Origin of the sequence: Romboutsia weinsteinii (genome assembly GCF_002250835.2) — a bacterium.
Classification (GTDB): Bacteria; Bacillota; Clostridia; order Peptostreptococcales; family Peptostreptococcaceae; genus Romboutsia_A; species Romboutsia_A weinsteinii.
On sequence record NZ_NOJY02000005.1, the window covers coordinates 48,286 to 70,439 of the forward strand.

A 22,154-nucleotide genomic window follows, 5' to 3' on the forward strand; every position below is an offset into this window, starting at 1 on the left:
GAATGAGACCTATAAGAGTTTTAGTAGCAAAGCCAGGATTAGATGGACACGATAGAGGAGCTAAGGTAATAGCTAGAGCACTTAGAGATGCTGGTATGGAGGTTATTTACACAGGACTTAGACAGACACCAGAGCAAATAGTTCAATCTGCTATACAAGAAGATGTAGATGTTGTAGCAATGAGTATATTATCAGGTGCTCATAATCATTTACTTCCAAAAGTTATTGAACTTTTAAAGAAAGAAGATGCTTATGAAGATATATTAGTGATAGGTGGAGGAGTAATACCAGAGGAAGATATTCCGTTCTTAAAAGAAAGTGGTGTTGCTCAAATATTTACACCAGGTACTCCTACAACTGTAACTATTGATTTTATAAAAGAAAATCTAAAAAGAAGTACAATTGGTGCTTAGGAGTGATCTTATGAACAATTTAGTGTCATCTCTTATACAAGGTAACAAGAGAGCTTGTGCTAAGCTTATAACGCTAGTAGAAAATGAACTTGATGGATACGAAGAGGTGCTAAAAGAAGTATATAAGCATACAGGAAATGCGTACATAATTGGTATAACAGGACCTCCTGGAGCAGGAAAATCTACTTTTACAGATAAGCTAGCAAAAACTTTAAGGCAAGAAGATAAAAAAATCGGAATAATTGCCATTGACCCAACAAGCCCCTTTACAAAAGGGGCAATCCTTGGGGATAGGATTAGAATGAATGATTTAAGTTTAGATAAAAATGTATTTATAAGATCTATGGGTACAAGAGGTAGTCTGGGTGGCTTATCGGGAGCAACTCAGGCGGCTATAAAAATATTAGATGCTTATGGGTGTGACTACATATTTATAGAAACGGTTGGAGTTGGTCAGTCAGAAGTAGATATAGTAAAAACTGCGGATACAACAGTAATGGTAATGGTACCTGGTCTAGGAGATGATATACAAGCTATTAAGGCCGGTGTAATGGAGATTGCAGATGTATTTGTAGTAAATAAGGCAGATAAAGATGGTGCAAAAAAGACATTGATAGAAATTGATATGATGCTAGACTTTAAAAAAGATTGGGATTTTAGACCACCAATTAGTTTAGCTATATCAGAAAATGGTCAAGGTGTGAATGATGTTCTTAATAATATATTAAGTCATAAGAAATACTTGCATGAAAGCAAAGAGATTGATAATAAAAGATTGGACAGAAATAAACTTGAAGTAAAAGAAATAGTACATAAAAGGATAGAAAAATTAGTAGCGCAAGTTGAAGCGAAAGAAGACATAGACACTCTTTTGAATAAGACTATTACTAAGGAATGCGATCCTTATACAATCGGTCAAAAGATATTTGAAAGTGTTGTTAAGTAATAAAAAGGGGGCCAAAATATGAATGTAAGTAGAGTTGATCATATAGGAATTGCAGTTGTTAACTTAGAGGAGAGTTTAAAGTTTTATGAAGACATATTAGGTATAACATGTCAAGGAACCGAAATAGTAGAAGACCAAAAGGTTAAAGTGGCGTTCTTACCTGTAGGGGATACAGAGTTAGAGCTATTAGAATCTACTACTGAAGATGGACCTATAGCTAAATTTATAGAAAAAAACGGTGGAAGAGGTGGAATACAACATGTAGCCTTAAGAGTTGATAATATAGAAGAAGCTATTGAAGAAATAAAATCAAAGGGATATAAGATGATAGATGAGAAACCAAGATATGGTGCAGGAAATGCTAGCATAGCTTTTTGCCATCCTAAGAGTACTCATGGAATACTTTTAGAACTTAGCGAGAGAAAATAATATTAATGACGGGGGAATAAGCATGTCCGTAGAAAAATTAAACCTACTAAATAAAAAAAGAGAAGTTATAGAGCTTGGGGGGGGACAAAAAAGAATCGATAAGCAGCATAGCTCAGGTAAGCTAACATGCAGGGAAAGATTAAATCTATTATTTGATGAAAACACATTTGTAGAAGTTGATGCTTTTGTTAAGCATAGATGTACAAACTTTGGAATGGAGAAAAATGAAGCTCCTGGCGAAGGTGTAGTATGCGGTTATGGTAAAGTGGATGGAAGGCTTGTATATTCATATGCACAAGATTTTACAGTATTAGGAGGATCTCTTGGAGAGATGCATGCTAAGAAAATTATAAAAGTAATGGACTTAGCAATAAAAATGGGGGCACCAGTAATAGGATTAAATGATTCTGGAGGAGCTAGAATACAAGAAGCGGTAGATGCACTTGCAGGATATGGTGGAATTTTCTATAAAAACACAATAGCATCAGGTGTAATACCTCAAATATCTGCAATAATGGGTCCTTGTGCAGGTGGTGCAGTTTACTCACCAGCTTTAACCGATTTTATATATATGGTAGATAGAACTAGCCAAATGTTTATAACAGGACCACAAGTTATAAAAACAGTTACAGGTGAAGATGTAAGTGCTGAGGAATTAGGAGGAGCATCTACACACAACATGACTTCTGGGGTTGCTCATTTTATAGCAGAAAATGACCAAAACTGCATTGAGCAGATAAGAACTTTATTGAGTTTCCTACCTTCAAACAATGCTGAAAAAGCTCCAATTTTAGAAACTGGAGATTCTCCAAATAGAGAAGTTGAAATTTTAAATAATATTATACCTGATGGAGCAAATAAGGCATATGATATGAAAGATGTCATAGTAAACATAGTTGATGATGGATTCTTCTATGAAGTTCAACAGTACTTTGCTTTAAATATGATTGTTGGATTTGCAAGAATAAATGGAGAGAGCATAGGGATAATTGCTAACCAGCCAAAATACATGGCAGGAAGTTTAGATATAGATGCTTCAGATAAGGCAGCTAGATTTATAAGAACTTGTGATGCATATAATATACCTATTCTTAGCTTAGTAGATGTTCCAGGATTTTTACCAGGAACAAGTCAAGAGTATGGTGGAATAATAAGACATGGAGCAAAAATGCTTTATGCATATAGTGAGGCAACAGTTCCTAAGGTTACATTAATAACTAGAAAGGCTTATGGAGGATCATACCTTGCAATGTGTTCAAAAGACTTAGGTGCAGATGTTGTTATGGCATGGCCTACTGCTGAAATTGCAGTTATGGGGTCTGAAGGTGCTGCAAACATAATCTTTAGTAAAGATATAAAAGCATCTGAAAACCCAACAGAAACTAGAGCTCAAAAAATAAAAGAATATAATGATGAATTTGCAACACCATATAAAGCAGCAGAAAGAGGATTTGTAGATGATGTAATACAACCATCTTTAACTAGATTAAGACTGGCTGATGCATTTGATATGCTATCTTCAAAGAGGGAAAGTCGACCATTTAAAAAGCATGGCAATATACCTCTATAGGAAGGAGATAGGTAAATGAATATAAGTCAACTATTAGAGAGTCTAAAAATAAATATAGAAAATATGTCTACTGCAGAGAGATTATTAGGTGGGTTAGCTACAGCAGCTCTTGCTATGCTTGTAGTATTTGTAGTTTTAATACTTATAGCAGGATTAATAACTATAATAAATAAAACACCACAAGAAAAACAAATTGAAACTAAAGAAAGTCATAATAATATTGAAGTTGCCGAAACAGACGAAGAATCATTAGAAGATAATCTTCAGTTGGTATCTGTTATAACGGCAGCAATAATGGCTAGTAGTAATAATAAAAATATTGTAGTTAGAAGAATTACTAGAAGTAATAACATACAAACAAATTGGGAGAAAATGTCTAAATCAGAAGTATAAAGTGGAGGGAATATAATGATAAAAAAATATAATATAACAGTAAATGGAGCAAGTTACGAGGTAGAGGTAGAAGAATTAGGTACAGTTGAACAAGTAAAAACTAGTAGTAGTGCTCCAGTTAATAGACCGGCTCAAGCTCCTAAGGCTATTCCTAAAAAATCTCAGCCGCAGGTTCAAACAGGTGGTGGAAGTGTAGTAGCCCCTATGCCTGGGACTATTAGTGATGTAAAGGTAAGTGTTGGTCAAAGTGTTAAAAAAGGAGAAGTTCTTTTAATACTTGAAGCAATGAAGATGGAAAATGAAATAATGGCATCTACAGATGGTAAGGTATCTGCTGTAAGTGTATCTAAAGGTACATCTGTAAGCTCAGGAGATATATTAGTTACAATAGCATAAAAGTTGAAATACCATAGAAAGGGGAAAAACAGTGGGAGAGGTTATATTAGATTTTATTCAAACTATGGGGATTGTAAACATTTCTTGGAAGCAAATAATAATGATAACTGTAGCCTGTATATTGTTATATTTAGCTATTGCAAAAAAATTCGAACCCTTACTTTTAGTACCAATCGCATTTGGAATGTTGCTATCTAATCTTCCATTATCAGGTGTAATGAACGGAGCTGTTTCTCATATCCAATTAATATCACCGGAAGGCGTGGATGCATTTAAGCAGGGGGCAAACGCAACCATAGAGACTCATTCTCCTGGAGGCTTACTATATTACTTGTTCCAAGGAGATGAGCTTGGAATATTTCCACCATTAGTATTCTTAGGTGTAGGAGCAATGACGGATTTTGCACCATTAATTGCAAATCCTAAAAGTATATTACTAGGAGCCGCAGCTCAGTTTGGAATATTTACAACATTTTTAGGCGCTTTAGTATTAGGGTTTGGTGCACAAGCTGCATCAGCAATTGGTATAATAGGTGGAGCCGATGGACCGACTGCAATATACTTAGCTACAAAGTTAGCTCCGGAATTATTGGCACCTATAGCTGTAGCTGCATACTCATATATGGCTTTAGTACCTATAATACAACCGCCAATAATGAGAGCATTAACTACAAAGGAAGAAAGAAGTATTGTGATGACTCAAACAAAGTCAGTTTCTAAAAGGGCTAAGATAATATTCCCTATAGTAGTTACAATAGTTGTATCTTTAATACTACCAGCTGCGTCTACTCTTATAGGAATGTTAATGTTTGGAAACCTTCTTAAAGAATCTGGCGTAACAGATAGATTATCAGAAACTGCGTCAAATACGCTTATAAATATAGTTACAATATTCTTAGGAATATCTGTAGGGGCATCTGCAGAAGCAGAAATTTTCTTAAGTTCTCAGACGCTAATGATATTTGGATTAGGTATACTAGCTTTTGCTGTTGGTACAGCTACAGGGGTAATATTTGCAAAGATTATGAATTTAGTATGTAAGCAAAAAGTAAATCCATTAATAGGGTCAGCTGGAGTGTCAGCAGTACCTATGGCTGCAAGAGTATCTCAAAAAGTTGCACAAGAAGAGAGTCCAGGAAACTTTATCCTAATGCATGCAATGGGACCTAATGTTGCCGGAGTTATAGGATCTGCTGTAGCAGCAGGAATACTGTTAAGTTTATTTGGCTAAAAAAATAAAAAAATATCGAATGTAAATTACTGTAAAATAGGTAGCCTAAGGCTACCTATTTTATTTTGTATATAAAAGATAATTATTAATAAAAATATATAAGTTTAATAAGTAAAAGTGGAAACTTAAAATGCAAGATTGCATATAATATCTTACAAATGAAAGTTTGAAAAAAATACTTGCAATATTCAAATTAATATAGTATAGTATAATTAACAAATAAAATAATCGAGGAGGTCTATAATATGAATGAAAGTTTAGAATTAGTATATTTTGAATACGAAGAAGAAATGGATTATGATTATGCACCAGATTATGATGTAGAGTAAATAATGAAGAAAAAATAAAAACATTTTCATCAAATATATATACAAAGAAGAATATTAAGTAATTAATTGCAAAATACAAATAATAATAGGAGGTAGGCAATTATGAATGAAAGTTTAGAATTAGTATATTTTGAATATGAAGAAGAAATGGATTATGGATATACACCAGTTTATGATGTTGAATAAGCTAAGACAAAATTAAGGAGTACAAAATGGAATACTTACAAATACGGAAGCCATAACTTATCTTATTAAATGATAATTATGGCTTTTTTATTGTTAAAATTATTATTTTTCTATTTTTAGATAAGCCTCCAGTCCTTCTTTCAATAGATAAGCAGCTTTTTTCAAATCATCAGAGTTTAATATATAAGCAAGTCTTATTTCGTCAATTCCAAATCCAGGGGTATGATAAAATCCCTCAGCAGGACAAGGCATAACTGTCTCACCATCTATATCAAAGTCACTAAGTAGCCATTTAACAAAATGATCAGCATTCTTTACAGGTATTTTAGCCACAATATAAAATGCACCACTTGGTTTTTTACATATAACACCGGGAATTTTCATCAACTCATTATATAAGACATCTCTTCTTTCTTTATATTCCTTATTTACACTATGAAGGTAAGAGTTGTCGGTTTTATAAAGTTCTATAGCACCGACTTGTTCAAGTGTTGGAACTGATAATCTAGCTTGACAAAGTTTTAAGATAGATCCTATAAATTTTTTATTTTTTGAAGCCAAAGATCCTACCCTAGCGCCACAAGCACTGTATCTTTTTGAGACACTGTCCACAATGATTACTCTATCTTCAATACATTTTATATTGCCCAAGCTAGTATACTCACCATCATAGATAAATTCTCTATAAACTTCATCTGCAATAACCCATAAATTATGCTCCTTAGCAATTTCTGAAATCATATCAATTTCTTCTTTTGTATATACTACACCAGTTGGGTTTCCAGGATTTGAGAATAATATAGCTTTAGTATTTGAATTTATTTTAGCTATGATATCTTCTTTAGGTGGTAGATGAAATCCATTTTCTGCAATTGTAGTTATAGGATTTATATCAACACCAACTGATTTGCAAAAGCTGTAGTAGTTTGAGTAAAATGGTTCGGGTACTAATATATTGTCTCCTTCGTCGCATATAGAAATGATTGTGAATAATAATGCCTCACTTCCTCCATTTGTTATTAAGATATCCTCATTTTCAAAATCAATATTATAATTTTTATAATATTTTCTGATGGCATCAATAAGCTCGGGAAGACCCTCAGATAAGGCATACTCTAATACTTTACTTTTATAACCTCTTATTGCATCAAAGAACCCTTCAGGTGTTTTTATGTCAGGCTGACCTATATTTAAGTGATAAACTTTTTTTCCTAGTTTTTTAGCTTTAGCAGAGTAGGTAAGAAGTTCCATAATAGTAGAGACGGGAACTGATTGAATTCTATTTGATATATTCATGCACTGAGACCTCCTAATTAGAATATTAATATAAAATCATAGTAACATTATGATTATTCCCTATACGAAGATTAATATATAAGAAATTAAAAGACATCATAAAATTAAGTAATATTTTCTCAATTAAATTAATAGAATTATATAAACAAGAGAGGAGGACAAGGCATGGCAAAGCTTTGTAATGAAATTATAAATTCACTTTCTATTAACTTGAAAGAAAAAATAAAAAATATACAAGATGAAAGCATAAATATAGAAGAAATAAGGATACGCTCACAAAAGCCATTAATACTAAATGCAAATAACAAGGATTATTTTTATAATAAAAGAACTGATAGACTAAGTTTGGAGATGGACAATCCTTATATTATAAGTAAGGAAGATATTGAACAAACCTTTCAAATAATTTGCAAATACTCTATACATACATTTATGGATGACATAAAAAAAGGATTTATTACTCTTAGAGGAGGGCATAGGGTAGGTATAGTAGGGAAAGTTATTGTAGAAGATGGACAAGTTAAAAATATAAAGCATGTATCGTCTTTAAATATAAGAGTTTCAAGGGAAATTATAGGGTGCTCAGATAAAATATTAAGTCACATAATTGGAGGAGAGAATAAGGTTAATAATACATTAATAATATCGCCTCCTCAGTGTGGTAAAACAACATTAATTAGAGATATAGTAAGAAATTTAAGTAATGGAAATAAGCTTTGTGGATTTAATGGTATAAAGGTAGCTTTGATAGATGAACGTAACGAAATAGCTGGATCATATTTAGGACAACCACAGATGGATGTTGGAATAAGAACAGATATTATAGAAACATGCCCAAAAGATTTAGGTATAATGATGCTTTTGAGATCAATGTCTCCAAATCTTATAGTGACTGATGAGATAGGTAGTGAAAAAGAAATAAGATCGTTATATACTGCATTAAACGGCGGTGTAAGTTTAATAACTACAGTGCATGGAGACTCGATAGAAGATATTAAGAATAGAAAAGAGTTAAGTAGCTTGTTAGACAAAGAGCTATTCAAAAAGGTAATAATATTATCGGCAAAAAAAGGACCTGGTACAGTTGAGAAGATTTATGACCTTGAAGAGAAGAGGTGGTATTTTGCAAATTAAAATAGTAATAATAGGCGTTTTAATAGGGTGTAGCTATTTAATAGGTGAGAGTATTTATAAAGCTTATACAAAAAGGCATAAACAGTTAAATGATCTCATAAGAATATTAGAGATAATGAGGATGGACTTGTCCTTTGGACTTTATACACTTGAAGAAATATTTAGAAGAATTGGAGAGATTAAAGAGTATTCATTCTCAAAGTTTTTTAAGAACATGGCAGAGGATTTGAATAGTGATCAAGGAGATACGTTAGAAACGATCATATCTGGCAATATAAATATTTTAACTAAAGAAAACTATTTACAAAATAAGGAGGTAGATGAACTCAAGAAGCTTATATTAACTTTAGGAAAAAGTGACATAGATTCTCAGACCAGAATGATAGACTTGGGTATTGAAAATCTTAAAAAATTAACTACAGAAACAAGTGATGATATAAATAAAAAAGGTACAGTATATAGAAAACTTGTGATAGTTATGGGTATAGCGGTAGGTATAATTTTAATTTAGGGGGATTAATATGGATATAACATTGATATTAAAAGTAGCAGGCGTAGGTATATTAATATCAGTATTAAATATGATTCTTGAAAAAACAGATAGAAAAGATTGGGCTACATTAACTACATTAGCAGGAGTTATAATAGTACTCGGTATGGTACTAACAGAAATAAGTGATTTATTTAATGCTGTAAGAACGATGTTTCAACTTTACTAAGGAGGAGGAGATATTTTGGAGGTAATGCAATTAATAGGGATTGCAATAATTTCAACCACACTCTGCTTAGTAATAAAAAAAGATAGACCAGAAATGGCAAATTTCATAGCTATAATAACAGGAATAACAATATTATTATCTGTTATATTTAAGCTTAATTTTATAATTGAAAGTATACAAAGCTTAGCAGATAAAGCGAATATTCCTACGATGTATATATCACTAATAATAAAACTTATAGGAATTGCTTATCTTATGGAATTTGCAATACAACTTTGTAAAGACTGTGGGGAAGGAAATATAGCTTCTAAACTAGAGTTTGGTGGGAAAATAATAGTAATGACAATGTCATTCCCTATACTTTTATCAATTGTAGAAATGATAATAAATATAATACCGTAGGAGAATGATTACTTATGAAAAAAATATTTTTAGGAACTATGCTCCTATTTTTATTAATGGGGGTATCAAATAATTGTTTTGCTAATGAATCAGAGGATTATGACGAAACTAAAAGTACAATAGATTCATATATAGATAACCAGTTAGAAAAAGTTAATATAAAGGAAATAGAAGAATATATAAAAGAGGGGTCAGCCCTTGAGGATATAAATCTAAAAAGTTTTGTGAAGGATCTTATAAAAGGAGATAAAAGTATTTTAGATCTATTTGACAAAGAAAATATTAAAATAATTTTATTTGATGAATTAAAGGCAAGTTTAAGAGTGGCGGCTATAATTATAGTACTAGCATTGTTATCATCAATATTAAAAAGTTTGGAAAATTCATTTTCATCAGGTGCAGTAAGTCAAATAACTACATATATAATATTTATAACAATGGTATCGCTTACGCTTATCGGATTTAAAGATGTATTATCAATTTGCAATACAACTATAGATAATACTGTGGGGCTTATGCAGGTCATAATGCCAATATTAATTACATTCTTAGTACTAATCGGATTTCCAATCACATCGACAGCTTTAAATCCAATATTTATAGGAGGAGTAACTTTTATAAATGTTATTTTTAAAAATTTCTTGTTTGTTTCAATAACTATTGCATTCTCAATATTAATAATAAATAACTTATCAAAGAATATGAAACTTAAAAAATTATCATCATTTATAAAACAGATAAATATAGTATCGCTTGGAGCAATGTTTACTATATATTTGGGACTAGTATCAGTACAAGGTCTTTATGTAACGAGCATTGATAAATTTAGTATAAAGACAGCTAAATTTGCAATAGGTAATTTTATACCTGTAGTGGGTGGATTCGTATCTGACTCAGTAGATATACTACTATCTTCATCAGAGTTGATTAAAAATGTATTTGGTGGAATTGGACTGGTATTTCTAGTTGGAATTTGTTTACTACCAGTTATAAAAATTTTATCTGTAGTGATAGTATACAAAGCAGCAGCAATAGTAGTAGAGCCTATAGGTGAAGAAAATATGTCAACATTTTTAAATGAGGTTGCAAATTTAATGGTAATAATGTTAGTTAGCATAGTTGCAATCATGATAATGTTTTTTGTAACAGTAGCAATATTGACATCTATAAGTGTAGTAAGTCAGGGTTAGGAGGATGAACATGTTAAATGATATAAAAGTATGGATAGTAAGTATACTAATTGGAGCCTTCATAATAAATATAGTAGACATGATTTTGCCTTCATCTAAGATTAAACCATATATAAATTTAGTTGTGAACTTTATATTTGTATTTATAGTAATAACACCAGTAATTAGTTTTTTTTCAAAAGATATGGGGTTAGAGGATACAATTTTAAAATACATGGGAGAATATAATAAACAATATGTTGATAGTAATAACAATTTAGCTGGTCAGATGGGAAAAGACAATCTATCAAAGGGCTATGAAGATGGATTAAAAGATGTACTTAAATTAAAATTAGAAGAACATGGCTATGAACTAGAAGATATCGAGTTTGATGGATCAGATATTAATAATATAAAGATAAAAGAAAAAAATAATAGTAATAATGAAGATAAAAAGGACATACAATCTAGTAAAAATGAAAAATCAAAACAAGTATTTAAAGACAAGGAAAGTAAAACAGAAGAAACCGAGCATGAACTAGATTTAAGTAAGGAAAAACTAAAAGATGACTTAGTCAAAATACTAGATGTATCAATCGAAACTATAGAAATTGATTAATAGGGGTTGAGTTAATGTTTAAAAACTTAAACGAAAAAGACAAGAAGAGGATATACTCTCTTTTATCTCTAGCAGTTGTATGTGTGATAGTGCTTATTGCACTTTCAGTTTTGCCAGGAGATAAAAAAAGTGAAGAAAAAGCTAGTAAAGATAAGGAACAAAATGAAGTAAGTCAGGTTACAAGTGAGAGTAGCTTAGAAGACAGACTTAAAAATATATTAGCACAAATTGAAGGAGTAGGAGAGTTGGATGTTATGATAACATTTGAATCTAGCGAAGAAATACAACCAGCATACAATTCCAATTCAACTACGGAAAAGACGGAAGAAAAAGATGCTCAAGGTGGAGAAAGAACAATTACAACATCTAGTGAAAATAAGACTATGATAACATCAGGCTCAAGTGATCCTGTAGTAATAAAAACTACAGAAGCAAAGGTAAAAGGTGTGATAGTAGTATCAAGTGGAGCTAGTGATTCAAAAGTAAAGGAAACTCTTTATAGTACAGTACAAACAGCATTACAAATATCAGGCCATCAAGTTACAATTATAAATTAAAAAAATACATATAAACCGGGGGGATAAAAATGAAGTTTAATTATAAGAGTAGAGGATTTGTAGTAATAACATTAACAGCTATGTTAGTAGTTGTAGGAGTAGTAAATTACCAATTAAGTCAAAAGACACTACTTGGAATATCAGATGAATTTAAAGCCTATGAACAAGCACAATTAGAAAAGAATACAGACAAAGAGGCAAGTAAAGAAAAAGAGAATAATAAAAAAGAAGACGGAGAAGCAATGGGGATTGTAGATAGTGAAGCAAGTGATATAAATGAAAAAGTAACAGAGACTAGTAAGGAAATAAAGGAACAGTTAACATCAGAGAAAAATATGCAAAAAGCATCTTATGTTATAGATATGAAGATGACTAGAGAAAAACAAAGAAATGAACTATCTCAAGAATTAAATGAGATGATAAATAATCCATCTACTTCAGAAGACGCTAGAAAAGAAGCATCTGAAATGAAATTAAAACTAGTCAAAGATCAAGAGACAGAGCTAAAAATAGAAAATCTATTAAGTACTAAAGGATATGAAGATGCATTAGTATACATAAGTGATAATAGTGTAAATGTTGTTGTAAATAAGGATAACCTTGAAAAAGAAGGAGCAGCTAAAATATTTGACTTAGTAGCAGAACAGGCAAGCGTAAAATATGAGAATATTAAGCTTATGAATAATAAAAAATAATAATTAAAAAACTTAATAATTAAATGAATATAACTTTAGTTTGTAAGGGATTAAGATATAAAAAAGTGGGCAAACTCTAGATATATTCATTGCTTTTAAAATAACCTTAGAATATAACTGAGGTTATTTTCTTGCAAAGTTCAAGTGTATTTGGTATTATTATAGTTATAAAATAGTTCCTTAAATAGGGGGTAGTATTTATCATGGAAAATAGTAATAACTTTGGACAAGTAAAAATATCTAATGATGTAGTTGCTACTATAGCAGGTCTTGCTGCTTTAGAAGTAGAAGGAGTAGACACTATAACGACAATTGCAGATAAATTACTTAAAAATAATGGTGTTAAAATACAAATAGAAGACGAGGATGTTAACTTAGACATAATGGTAATAGTAGAGTACGGATCTTCTATACCGGATATAGCTTTCAAAGTACAAGAAAATGTAAAAAATACTGTTGAAACAATGACAGGATTAAAAGTTTCTCAAGTAAATATACATGTTCAAGGAATCAACTTTAAAAAAGAAAAAGTTGAGAAAGAAGAAGCTAAGCAAATTAAGAAAAGTTAATAGTAACCCTCTGAAAAATCAGAGGGTTTTTTACTGCCCCAATCGTGCATAATAAAATTGAAGGAGGATTATAACAAATGAAGAAGGATGACAAAGCGAGAAAAATAACAACTAGAGAGTATATGATGAAGTTAATATACCAAGCAAATGTAACTAAAGAAGAGCCGGGTAACTTAAAAGCTATGGTAGAGGACTTTGTAAATGATAATTTTGAATATATATCAAATAGATACGAGGAACTTAGACTTCAATATTCGAATAATCCTAATATGAGCTTAGAAAACCTACAAATTGAAGATACAATAGATAAAGAATATATAGATTCAATATGTGTTGCTTTAGATGAAAATGGAAGTAAAATAGATGAACTAATAAACAAATACGCTAAAAACTGGTCAGTAAATAGAATGCCAAAAGTTGACTTATCTATATTAAGACTAGCAATATGTGAAATACTTTATGCACAAAACATACCTACTAAAGTTTCAATAAATGAAGCTGTGGAGATGGCAAAAGTATACTGTGACGATAAATCTCCTAAATTTATAAACGGAATATTAGGAAGTGTTGTTAATGAGTTTGGTGAAAGATAATATAATAATCGGAATAGATACTAGCTGCTATACTACCTCTATAGCAGCTATATCTTTAGATAGAAAAGTTATTTTTAACGAAAGAATAATACTAGATGTAGGTGAAAAATCTAAAGGATTGAGACAAAGTGAAGCAGTTTTTCAACATGTAAAAAATCTAGGAACTATTGTGGAAAGCATGAAAAAACTTATGACAAAACACAATGTAGCTGCAATTTGTGTATCGGATAGACCTAGACCAATGGAAGATTCATATATGCCAGTTTTTAAGGTTGGAGAAAATTTTGCACAGCTTACAGGATGTATGCTTGGAGTTCCAGTTTACTTGACTTCGCATCAAGAAAATCATATTGAAGCTAGTTTATATACTAATAATATGAAAGGTAGTGATAAGTTCCTATCTGTTCATATGTCAGGTGGAACGAGTGAAGTATTACTAGTTAGTAAATTAAGTGAAAGTAATGAAGATGTAAATGAATTATATAATATAAATATAGTTGGTGGAAGTAAAGATATAAGCTTTGGTCAATTAATAGATAGAGTAGGTGTAAATTTAGGATATAAGTTTCCTGCTGGAAAATACATAGATGAAAATGCGATAAACTGTAATATTAAAATATCACAAGGGCTTAAGACATCAGTAAAAGAAGGTTATATAAATATATCGGGACTTGAAAATCAAATTTATAAGATAGATGAAAGTAAAGAGTATACATCAAAGCTTACACTAGATAGTATCGTAAGATCTGTATATAAATCAGTTGTATATTTAAGTGAAAAATACAACTTATCGGAAGTTTTATTTGCTGGAGGAGTATCCGCTAGTAAATATATTAACATAGAGTTGACTAAAAAGCTAAGACAAGGAAATATAACTGCATATTTTACGGAACCACAATACTCAACTGATAACGCAGTTGGTTGTGCTATAATAGGGTTGAATAAATTTATAAGGCAAAAGAAATCATAAAATCTATTATTACAATAGTAGTTAAATTAACTAATATGTCAGAGATAAATTTTAGGAGAATAAAGTATGAAGATAAGGGCTTTAGATATTAGCGAAGCAAATTCATATATAAAAAGAATTTTAATTAATGATCCAATATTATACAACTTAAAAGTAAAAGGTGAAATATCAAATTTTAAAGTGCATAGTAGTGGAAATGTATATTTGTCTTTGAAAGACTCTAACTCAAAATTAAATTGTGTCATATTCAAAAGTAATTTTGATAAAAGCATACAGCTGGATAATGGTATAAAAGTAATAGCTAGTGGATATATATCAGTTTATGAAAGAGATGGGTCTTATCAATTATATATAAACTCTATAGAAATAGAGGGTATGGGTAATTTATACATTGAATTTAATAAACTAAAAGAGAAATTAAGACAAGAAGGTTTATTCGATAGTAAATATAAAAAAACTATACCAAAATATCCTGAAAAAATTGGGGTAATAACCTCTGAGACGGGAGCCGTAATTAGAGATATTATAAATGTAATAAGACGAAGATATCCAAAAGTAAACATTAAGCTTTATCCTGTAACAGTTCAAGGTAATAAATCAGCTCTTGATATATGTGAAGGAATAAAGTTTTTTAATATATTTAATAATGTAGATACTATAATAGTAGGTAGAGGAGGAGGTTCTATAGAGGAACTTTGGTCTTTTAACGAAGAGATAGTAGCTAGAGAGGTTTTTAATTCTAGTATACCTATAATATCTGCAGTAGGACATGAGACCGACTTTACTATATGTGATTTTGTATCAGATATGAGAGCTCCAACTCCATCGGCAGCAGCAGAGATTGCTACACCGTCCTTAGAAGATATAGTATATAAACTTGGCAATATTAAGGAAAGAATGAACAAGTCTTTAATAAGCCAGATGCAGATAGATAAATACAGATTAAATTCAGTTTTTGATAAAATAAACAATTACTTAGAATCATATATAATAAGAGATAAAGTTATACAACTAGATAGAATATATGATAAAATAACATCTGAGGCAGAGAGCAACATAACTAGTGAAAAAGAAAAACTTTCTAAAGCTGGAGCATTGCTTCATAACTTAAGCCCACTAGCAACTATTGATAGGGGATATAGTATAGTTCAAAAATATGGAGAAGTAATAAATAGTGTAAAAACTATAGAGGCTAAAGATAATTTAGAAATAGTACTAAAAGATGGAAGTCTAGAATGTACTGTAGAAACAATTATAAATAAAGAAGAGGTATAAGTATGAACTTAACATATGAAGAAGCCTATACAAAATTAGAAGAAATATTAGATAAGCTAGAATCTAAAAGTGCAAGCTTAGATCAATCTTTAGGATTATATGAAGATGGTATAAGTCTTTATAAACATTGCAACAAGCTTTTAGAAGAGGCTCAGTTGAAGATAAGTAAGTTTAATACTTTAGGTATAGAAGAAGATTTAGATCTTGGGGAGGAGTAACTATGAATTTTAAGGAAGCATTAAGAGAAAGAGTAGGACATGTAGAAACATTACTAAAAGAATATATGCCAAAAGAAGAAGGATATCAAAAAACTGTCATAGAGGCTATGAATTATAGCTTAAAGGCTGGTGGAAAAAGGCTAAGGCCTATTTTAACACTAGAGGCATGTAAAATAGTAGGTGGAAATGAAGAAGATGCAATTCCTTTTGCAATGGCAATAGAGATGATACATACTTATTCATTGATACATGATGACTTACCAGCTCTTGATAATGATGACTTAAGAAGAGGTAGGTCTACGAACCATAAGGTATATGGAGATGCAATGGCAATACTAGCAGGTGATGGACTTTTAAATTATGCATTTGAGGTTATGCTTTCAAATTCACTAAATAAAGAGAATCCAGCAAAGTATTTAAAAGCTATAAATGAAATCGCATCATCAGCTGGAATCTATGGAATGATAGGTGGACAAGTTGTAGATGTTGAAAGTGAAGATAAGCAAATAGAAAAAGAAAAATTAGATTTTATTCACTTAAATAAAACTGCAGCTATTATGGTGGGATGTATGAGAGCTGGAGCTATAATAGGAGATGCTAATGAGGAACAGTTACAAGAAATTACTACTTATGCAAAAGATATAGGTTTATCTTTCCAAATTGTAGATGATATTTTAGATATAGTAGGAGATGAAGCTAAACTAGGTAAACATGTTGGAAGTGATATAGAAAATAATAAATCAACATATCCTTCTTTATTAGGTTTAGAAGAATCAAAAAAGATAGCGCATGATTTAATCAATGAAGCGAAGATGAGTATAGAAAAATTAAGTGATGATAGAGAATTTTTAAATGGATTAGCAGAATATATAATAGACAGAGAATACTAAGGAGGAAGAATGGGATTTTTTTCTGAAATTTTTAGCAACAGAGTTTTAGGCATAAGCATTTTTGCTTGCTTTTTAGCACAATTTATAAAAATATTTACTGGAAAAGAAAAAAGAATACAGTTTTCTAGGATATTCACATCAGGAGGAATGCCTAGTTCTCACAGCTCATTTGTAACCAGTTTAGGAGTATTAGTTGGTATTGAAAGAGGATTTGATTCAATTGATTTTGCTATTGTTGCGGTATTTGCACTTATAATAATGTATGATGCATCTGGAGTTAGAAGAGCGGTAGGAAAGCAAGCAACGATACTAAACCAAATATTAGATGATATACATCATAAAAAACATATAGAACAACAAAAATTAAAAGAGCTTATAGGTCACACACCTAAAGAGGTATGGTTTGGTGCGTTATTAGGTATAGCGACAGCTTTAATTATGTCATAAATTGAAAAAAAACAAATATTATGATATAATTTGTATGTTTTATGAATTAGTTATAAAATGAATATATCTTAGTCAATACTAAGATATATTCATTTTTTGTATTACAAAAGATTAAAAATTATATTTAGTATAAATTGTGGGAAACTATACCGTATGGTATAAACTGATCAATAATTAAAAATTAACAGATTAAAAGGTGAGGTTAATATGTATAAATATTTAGATAAAGTAAACTCTCCAAAAGATATAAAAACCATGAGCTTTGATGAAATGGATTTATTATCAAAAGATATAAGGAAATTTCTTGTTAGATCTGTATCACAGACTGGAGGACATCTAGCATCAAATTTAGGTGTGGTTGAGCTGACTTTGGCACTTCATAAAGTCTTTGAGACACCAACTGATAAAATAGTTTGGGATGTAGGTCACCAATCTTATGTACATAAAATAATTACAGGTAGAAGAGACGGTTTTACATCATTAAGACAATTTAATGGTATGAGTGGATTCCCAAAAGAATGTGAGAGCCCTCACGATGCATTTGACACTGGTCATAGTTCTACATCTATATCTGTTGCAACTGGACTTGCATGTGCTAGAGATATAAAGAAAGAAGACTATAATGTAATAGCGGTAATAGGGGACGGATCTATTACTGGTGGTATGGCTCTAGAAGGGTTAAATCACCTTGGTGATTTAAACAAAAGGATGATAATAATTCTTAATGATAATGAAATGTCAATAGATAAAAATGTTGGTGGGATGTCAAAACATATGTCAAATATTATTAGAAATTCAACAGCAAATAAAGTCAAAGATGAAATGGAGAAGTTATTAAAAATATCTCCAGGAGGGACTTTAATATCTAAAACAGCTAATAAATTTAAAGACAGCCTAGTTGGAAACTTCACACCACAAGAATGTGAACTATTCGATTCATTAGGAATAAAGTACTATGGTCCTATAGATGGCCATAATACTAAGGAATTAGTAGAAATACTTAGAAAAGTAAAGAGTAAAGATGAACCAGTATTACTACATGTAATAACTAAAAAGGGTAAAGGGTATAGATATGCAGAAGAACACCCAGAAAAATATCATGGAGTATCTAAATTTGATATAAAAGATGGTATAAAAAGTTCTAATTCTAAATCTATATCATCTGCTGTTGGAGAAAAACTTGTGAAAATGGCCTATGACAATAAATCTATTGCAGCCATAACAGCAGCAATGCCATCTGGTACAGGGCTTAATATGTTTGAAAAGGTACATCCAGAAAGATATTTTGATGTAGGTATTGCAGAACAGCATGCAACTGCATTTGCAGCAGGGCTGGCTTCAAGTGGAATGAAACCTTATTTTGCAGTATATTCATCATTTTTACAAAGAGGATTTGATCAAGTTATTCATGATGTATGTATAACTAAAAAGCCTGTTACTTTCCTGATAGATAGAGCTGGCCTTGTAGGAAATGACGGAGAAACTCATCATGGTATGTTCGATTTGAGTTATTTAAATATTGTTCCAAACATTACTGTTATGGCACCTAAGGACAGTCGAGAACTAGAGTTAATGATGGATTTATCATTAGAATTGAACCAACCAGCAGCTATAAGGTATCCAAGAGGAAACTGCTATTATTTAAATAAAGGTGAATATAACCCGATTAAGATAGGTACTTATGAAGTGCTAGATAAGGGTCGTGATATTGCTATTTTAGCGATAGGAAATATGGTAAAGCATGCTTTAGAGGCTAAGGAAATATTGATGAAAGAAGGAATAAATCCTACTATTATAAATGCAAGATTCTTAAAACCTATGGATGAAGAGCTCATGCACAAGTTATGTGAAGAGCACAATCATATAGTAACAGTAGAGGATAATGTTATATCTGGTGGTTTTGGAAGTAGAATAAATCAGTTTATGGTAGATAATAATTATAAGATAGATGTAGTTAACATGGCGATATCAGAAGAATTTGTACCTCATGGTAATGTAGATAAACTATATGATTTCGTTGGGCTATCATGTAAACATATAGCTGATAAAATAAAAAAAATAAACCTAGAAAGGCAATTTTATGAAAAAGAGAATAGACGTATTATTAGTGGAACAAGGCCACTTCGATAGTAGAGAAAGAGCGAAAAAAGCTATAATGGCTGGCCTTGTATTTGTAGACAATCAAAGATGTGATAAAGCTGGTGTAGATGTAAAAGATGATGCAAAAATAGAAGTAAAAGGTAACCCGATACCTTATGTTAGTAGAGGTGGATTGAAGTTAGAAAAAGCTATGAAAAACTTTGGCCTAACTCTAGAAAACAAAGTTTGTATGGATATAGGCTCATCTACTGGTGGATTTACAGATTGTATGCTTCAAAATGGTGCAGTAAAAGTGTTTTCAATAGATGTAGGGTATGGTCAGCTTGCTTGGAAGTTAAGACAAGATGAAAGAGTAGTATGTATGGAAAGGACCAATATAAGAAATGTAACAATAGAACAAACTAAAGAATTTGTTGATTTCGCTTCTATAGATGTTTCTTTTATATCTTTAAAGTTAGTGCTTCCTAAGGCGAAGGAACTTGTAATAGCAGGTGGAGAAATAGTTGCTTTAATTAAGCCACAGTTTGAAGCTGGAAGAGAAAAGGTTGGTAAAAAAGGAGTAGTAAGAGAAAAATCTACACACATTGAAGTAATTGAATTTATATCAAGATTCTCTGTTGAAAATGGATTTGAAATATTAAACCTGGACTATTCACCAATAAAAGGACCAGAAGGTAATATAGAATACTTAATTCACTTAAGAAATGGAAATGAAGGATATGAGTTTGATAGTGAAGCTCATGATAAAAAAATAGAAGAGGTTGTAGAAGCTTCTCACAATATGGCATAAAATAGTATATAATTTATATGTTAGATAAATACTTCAATTTAAATATCATTGAGGTAAATTGGTAATAAAGTCTAGAAATTAAGATTTCTAAATAATATAAAAATTTTCTTTATAGAAAAAGGGGGATTTAGAATTGATCCTTGAATTGTATATGAAAAACTGTGCTTTAGTAGAAGAGTTAAGGTTAAATATCGATGAAAATCTAAATATACTAACTGGGGAGACGGGTTCAGGAAAATCTATAATAATAGATGCTCTAGGTTTATGTTTAGGTGAAAAATATGATAGATCTTTTTTAAGAAAAGGAACGGAAAAAGGATTAGCTGAAGCTATATTTTACTCAGAGAGCACTCACTTAAAAAAAGTTTTAGATGATAATGGAATAGAATTAGAAGATGATAATCAAATAGTTATTACTAGATTAATGTACAGTGATGGAAAAAGTGTTGCTAGGGTAAATGGCAGAACTGTAAAGCTGGCATTATTAAAAGAAATAGCATCTACTTTAATTGATGTACATGGTCAGCATCAGACTCAAGCATTATTTAATAAGGAAACTCACTTACAGTTTTTAGATTTATTTGGTGAAGCTGACTTGGATCCTTTTAAAAATGAATATAAAGGCATATACCATAAGTATAGTGAAGTTAAAAGTGCATTAAATACTTTAACTGAAAACAAAGATGATATGCAAATACAAAGAGAAATAGATTTGCTTAAGTTTCAAATAAATGAGATTGAAGTTGCAAATTTAAGTAAAGATGAGTATGACGATTTGCTAAAACAAAGAGAAGTATATAGAAATAGCGAGAAGATACACAGTAACTTAAACCTTAGCTATCAAAACTTATATGAGGGAAGTGTAAATGCTGTAGATTTAATAGGAACTGCATCAAATGAACTAAGCATGATATCTCAGTATGATAAAGCATTAAGCGAATATAATGAAAGTATAGAAAGAATAATGTATGAGCTTCAAGATATATGTAGGGATATTAGAAGCTATAAAGATAGTATAGATTTTGAACCATATGAACTTGAACAAATCGAAGTGAGAGTAGATGAGATTAATAGTTTAAGAAGAAAATATGGAGATACTATAGAAGATATACTAAAGTATTATGAAAAAACTAAGGCTCGTCTTGAGGAAATATTAAATAGGGATGAGAGAGTAGAAGAATTAAAATCTGAAATACTTAAACTTGAAAAGATTTTATCTGAAAAGGCTGATAAATTATCGGATGCTAGAAAAAAAGTTGCTTTAGGTTTAGAAGAAGTATTACTTGTTGAGCTAAAAAGCTTAAACATGAAAAATGTATTGTTTAAGGTAAACTTTGAAGAAAGTAATTACAACTTAAGTGGAAAAGACGATGTTGAATTTATGATATCATTTAACTTAGGTGAAGATATTAAACCTATTTATAAGGTTGCATCAGGTGGAGAAATGTCTAGATTTATGCTGGCATTTAAAACAATACTTGCTGATATAGATCAAATAGATACATTGGTGTTTGATGAAATAGACACCGGTATAAGTGGAATTGCTGCACAAATAGTAGGTGAAAAACTTAGTAATATTGCTAAGAAAAAACAGATCATATGTATAACTCATTTACCTCAAATAGCTGCAAATGCTGACACTCATTACTGCATAGAAAAAAATACATCAAATGAAAGAACATTCACAACGATAAGAAAGTTAGATCATAGTCAAAAAAGAGATGAGATAGCAAGACTTATAGCAGGAAGTAATATAACTGAAAAAACAATAGAACATGCTAGTGAAATTATAGAGTTAGCAAAAAAGTGTACTTAGAA

The 22,154-nt window shown here is 30.7% G+C and carries 26 protein-coding genes; 25 read left to right on the plus strand and 1 reads right to left on the minus strand.

Features of this window, described 5'->3' with window-relative positions; all coding sequences use genetic code 11:
- The first annotated feature begins 2 nt into the window (after nucleotides 1-2).
- The 7 genes from CHL78_RS04045 to CHL78_RS04075 are packed head-to-tail and all read left to right on the plus strand — an operon-like array spanning nucleotide 3 to nucleotide 5,378.
- The gene (locus tag CHL78_RS04045; RefSeq protein ID WP_094366532.1) at nucleotides 3-413 is read left to right on the plus strand and encodes a cobalamin B12-binding domain-containing protein; all 411 of its coding nucleotides are present in this window, start codon (nucleotides 3-5) and stop codon (nucleotides 411-413) included.
- A gap of 10 nt (nucleotides 414-423) precedes the next feature.
- Nucleotides 424-1,359: a methylmalonyl Co-A mutase-associated GTPase MeaB gene (gene meaB / locus CHL78_RS04050; RefSeq protein ID WP_094366533.1), complete on the plus strand. Its 936-nt coding sequence runs from the start codon at nucleotides 424-426 to the stop codon at nucleotides 1,357-1,359.
- 18 nt (nucleotides 1,360-1,377) lie between these two features.
- Nucleotides 1,378-1,788 (plus strand): methylmalonyl-CoA epimerase, encoded by a 411-nt coding sequence (mce, locus tag CHL78_RS04055; protein ID WP_094366534.1) that lies wholly within the window; start codon nucleotides 1,378-1,380, stop codon nucleotides 1,786-1,788.
- Between the two features lie 22 nt (nucleotides 1,789-1,810).
- The gene (mmdA, locus tag CHL78_RS04060; protein WP_094366535.1) at nucleotides 1,811-3,358 is read left to right on the plus strand and encodes a methylmalonyl-CoA decarboxylase subunit alpha; all 1,548 of its coding nucleotides are present in this window, start codon (nucleotides 1,811-1,813) and stop codon (nucleotides 3,356-3,358) included.
- 15 nt (nucleotides 3,359-3,373) lie between these two features.
- A complete protein-coding gene (locus CHL78_RS04065; protein WP_094366536.1) occupies nucleotides 3,374-3,751 on the plus strand; it encodes an OadG family protein in 378 nt (125 codons plus the stop codon).
- 15 nt (nucleotides 3,752-3,766) lie between these two features.
- On the plus strand, nucleotides 3,767-4,147 hold the full coding sequence (locus CHL78_RS04070) for a biotin/lipoyl-containing protein (RefSeq protein WP_330408575.1): 381 nt from the start codon (nucleotides 3,767-3,769) through the stop codon (nucleotides 4,145-4,147).
- Between the two features lie 31 nt (nucleotides 4,148-4,178).
- Complete coding sequence (locus CHL78_RS04075; protein WP_243446365.1) at nucleotides 4,179-5,378, plus strand: sodium ion-translocating decarboxylase subunit beta; 1,200 nt, start codon at nucleotides 4,179-4,181, stop codon at nucleotides 5,376-5,378.
- 617 nt (nucleotides 5,379-5,995) lie between these two features.
- Here the strand turns inward: CHL78_RS04075 and CHL78_RS04080 are convergent.
- Nucleotides 5,996-7,189, minus strand: coding sequence for a pyridoxal phosphate-dependent aminotransferase (locus CHL78_RS04080; RefSeq protein ID WP_094366537.1), 1,194 nt, complete (start codon nucleotides 7,187-7,189; stop codon nucleotides 5,996-5,998).
- A gap of 165 nt (nucleotides 7,190-7,354) precedes the next feature.
- Between CHL78_RS04080 and spoIIIAA the strand changes: the two genes are divergently transcribed.
- The 18 genes from spoIIIAA to recN all read left to right on the plus strand — a co-directional run bounded on the left by spoIIIAA (nucleotide 7,355) and on the right by recN (nucleotide 22,152).
- Entirely contained in the window at nucleotides 7,355-8,323 is a 969-nt protein-coding gene (spoIIIAA, locus tag CHL78_RS04085) for a stage III sporulation protein AA (RefSeq protein ID WP_094366538.1), read from the plus strand.
- Entirely contained in the window at nucleotides 8,313-8,834 is a 522-nt protein-coding gene (locus tag CHL78_RS04090) for a stage III sporulation protein AB (RefSeq protein WP_094366539.1), read from the plus strand. The genes spoIIIAA and CHL78_RS04090 overlap by 11 nt, the downstream gene beginning before the upstream one ends.
- Before the next feature lie 10 nt (nucleotides 8,835-8,844).
- Nucleotides 8,845-9,042, plus strand: coding sequence for a stage III sporulation protein AC (spoIIIAC, locus tag CHL78_RS04095; RefSeq protein WP_094366540.1), 198 nt, complete (start codon nucleotides 8,845-8,847; stop codon nucleotides 9,040-9,042).
- 24 nt (nucleotides 9,043-9,066) lie between these two features.
- Nucleotides 9,067-9,444, plus strand: a complete 378-nt coding sequence (spoIIIAD, locus tag CHL78_RS04100; protein ID WP_243446370.1) for a stage III sporulation protein AD — start codon at nucleotides 9,067-9,069, stop codon at nucleotides 9,442-9,444.
- 14 nt (nucleotides 9,445-9,458) lie between these two features.
- Nucleotides 9,459-10,634: a stage III sporulation protein AE gene (spoIIIAE, locus tag CHL78_RS04105; RefSeq protein ID WP_094366542.1), complete on the plus strand. Its 1,176-nt coding sequence runs from the start codon at nucleotides 9,459-9,461 to the stop codon at nucleotides 10,632-10,634.
- Nucleotides 10,635-10,644: 10 nt separating this feature from the next.
- Nucleotides 10,645-11,232 (plus strand): stage III sporulation protein AF, encoded by a 588-nt coding sequence (locus CHL78_RS04110; protein WP_094366543.1) that lies wholly within the window; start codon nucleotides 10,645-10,647, stop codon nucleotides 11,230-11,232.
- Between the two features lie 14 nt (nucleotides 11,233-11,246).
- Nucleotides 11,247-11,789 carry a stage III sporulation protein AG gene (locus tag CHL78_RS04115; protein ID WP_094366544.1) on the plus strand — a complete coding sequence of 181 codons (543 nt, stop codon included), beginning with the start codon at nucleotides 11,247-11,249 and terminating at the stop codon, nucleotides 11,787-11,789.
- 29 nt (nucleotides 11,790-11,818) lie between these two features.
- Entirely contained in the window at nucleotides 11,819-12,484 is a 666-nt protein-coding gene (locus CHL78_RS04120) for a SpoIIIAH-like family protein (RefSeq protein WP_094366545.1), read from the plus strand.
- A gap of 203 nt (nucleotides 12,485-12,687) precedes the next feature.
- Nucleotides 12,688-13,053, plus strand: a complete 366-nt coding sequence (locus CHL78_RS04125) for an Asp23/Gls24 family envelope stress response protein (RefSeq protein ID WP_094366546.1) — start codon at nucleotides 12,688-12,690, stop codon at nucleotides 13,051-13,053.
- 77 nt (nucleotides 13,054-13,130) lie between these two features.
- On the plus strand, nucleotides 13,131-13,646 hold the full coding sequence (gene nusB, locus CHL78_RS04130) for a transcription antitermination factor NusB (protein WP_094366547.1): 516 nt from the start codon (nucleotides 13,131-13,133) through the stop codon (nucleotides 13,644-13,646).
- On the plus strand, nucleotides 13,627-14,616 hold the full coding sequence (locus CHL78_RS04135) for an O-sialoglycoprotein endopeptidase (RefSeq protein ID WP_094366548.1): 990 nt from the start codon (nucleotides 13,627-13,629) through the stop codon (nucleotides 14,614-14,616). Before nusB ends, CHL78_RS04135 begins: the two co-directional genes overlap by 20 nt.
- 66 nt (nucleotides 14,617-14,682) lie before the next feature.
- The gene (gene xseA / locus CHL78_RS04140; RefSeq protein WP_094366549.1) at nucleotides 14,683-15,891 is read left to right on the plus strand and encodes an exodeoxyribonuclease VII large subunit; all 1,209 of its coding nucleotides are present in this window, start codon (nucleotides 14,683-14,685) and stop codon (nucleotides 15,889-15,891) included.
- Nucleotides 15,892-15,893: 2 nt separating this feature from the next.
- On the plus strand, nucleotides 15,894-16,109 hold the full coding sequence (xseB, locus tag CHL78_RS04145; RefSeq protein ID WP_094366550.1) for an exodeoxyribonuclease VII small subunit: 216 nt from the start codon (nucleotides 15,894-15,896) through the stop codon (nucleotides 16,107-16,109).
- A 2-nt stretch (nucleotides 16,110-16,111) separates the two neighbouring features.
- On the plus strand, nucleotides 16,112-16,999 hold the full coding sequence (locus tag CHL78_RS04150; RefSeq protein WP_094366551.1) for a polyprenyl synthetase family protein: 888 nt from the start codon (nucleotides 16,112-16,114) through the stop codon (nucleotides 16,997-16,999).
- 9 nt (nucleotides 17,000-17,008) lie between these two features.
- Nucleotides 17,009-17,446: a divergent PAP2 family protein gene (locus tag CHL78_RS04155; RefSeq protein WP_094366552.1), complete on the plus strand. Its 438-nt coding sequence runs from the start codon at nucleotides 17,009-17,011 to the stop codon at nucleotides 17,444-17,446.
- 207 nt (nucleotides 17,447-17,653) lie between these two features.
- Complete coding sequence (dxs, locus tag CHL78_RS04160) at nucleotides 17,654-19,576, plus strand: 1-deoxy-D-xylulose-5-phosphate synthase (RefSeq protein ID WP_094366553.1); 1,923 nt, start codon at nucleotides 17,654-17,656, stop codon at nucleotides 19,574-19,576.
- Nucleotides 19,527-20,336: a TlyA family RNA methyltransferase gene (locus tag CHL78_RS04165; protein WP_094366554.1), complete on the plus strand. Its 810-nt coding sequence runs from the start codon at nucleotides 19,527-19,529 to the stop codon at nucleotides 20,334-20,336. Before dxs ends, CHL78_RS04165 begins: the two co-directional genes overlap by 50 nt.
- 133 nt (nucleotides 20,337-20,469) lie before the next feature.
- Nucleotides 20,470-22,152, plus strand: a complete 1,683-nt coding sequence (gene recN / locus CHL78_RS04170) for a DNA repair protein RecN (RefSeq protein WP_094366555.1) — start codon at nucleotides 20,470-20,472, stop codon at nucleotides 22,150-22,152.
- Nucleotides 22,153-22,154 lie beyond the last annotated feature (2 nt).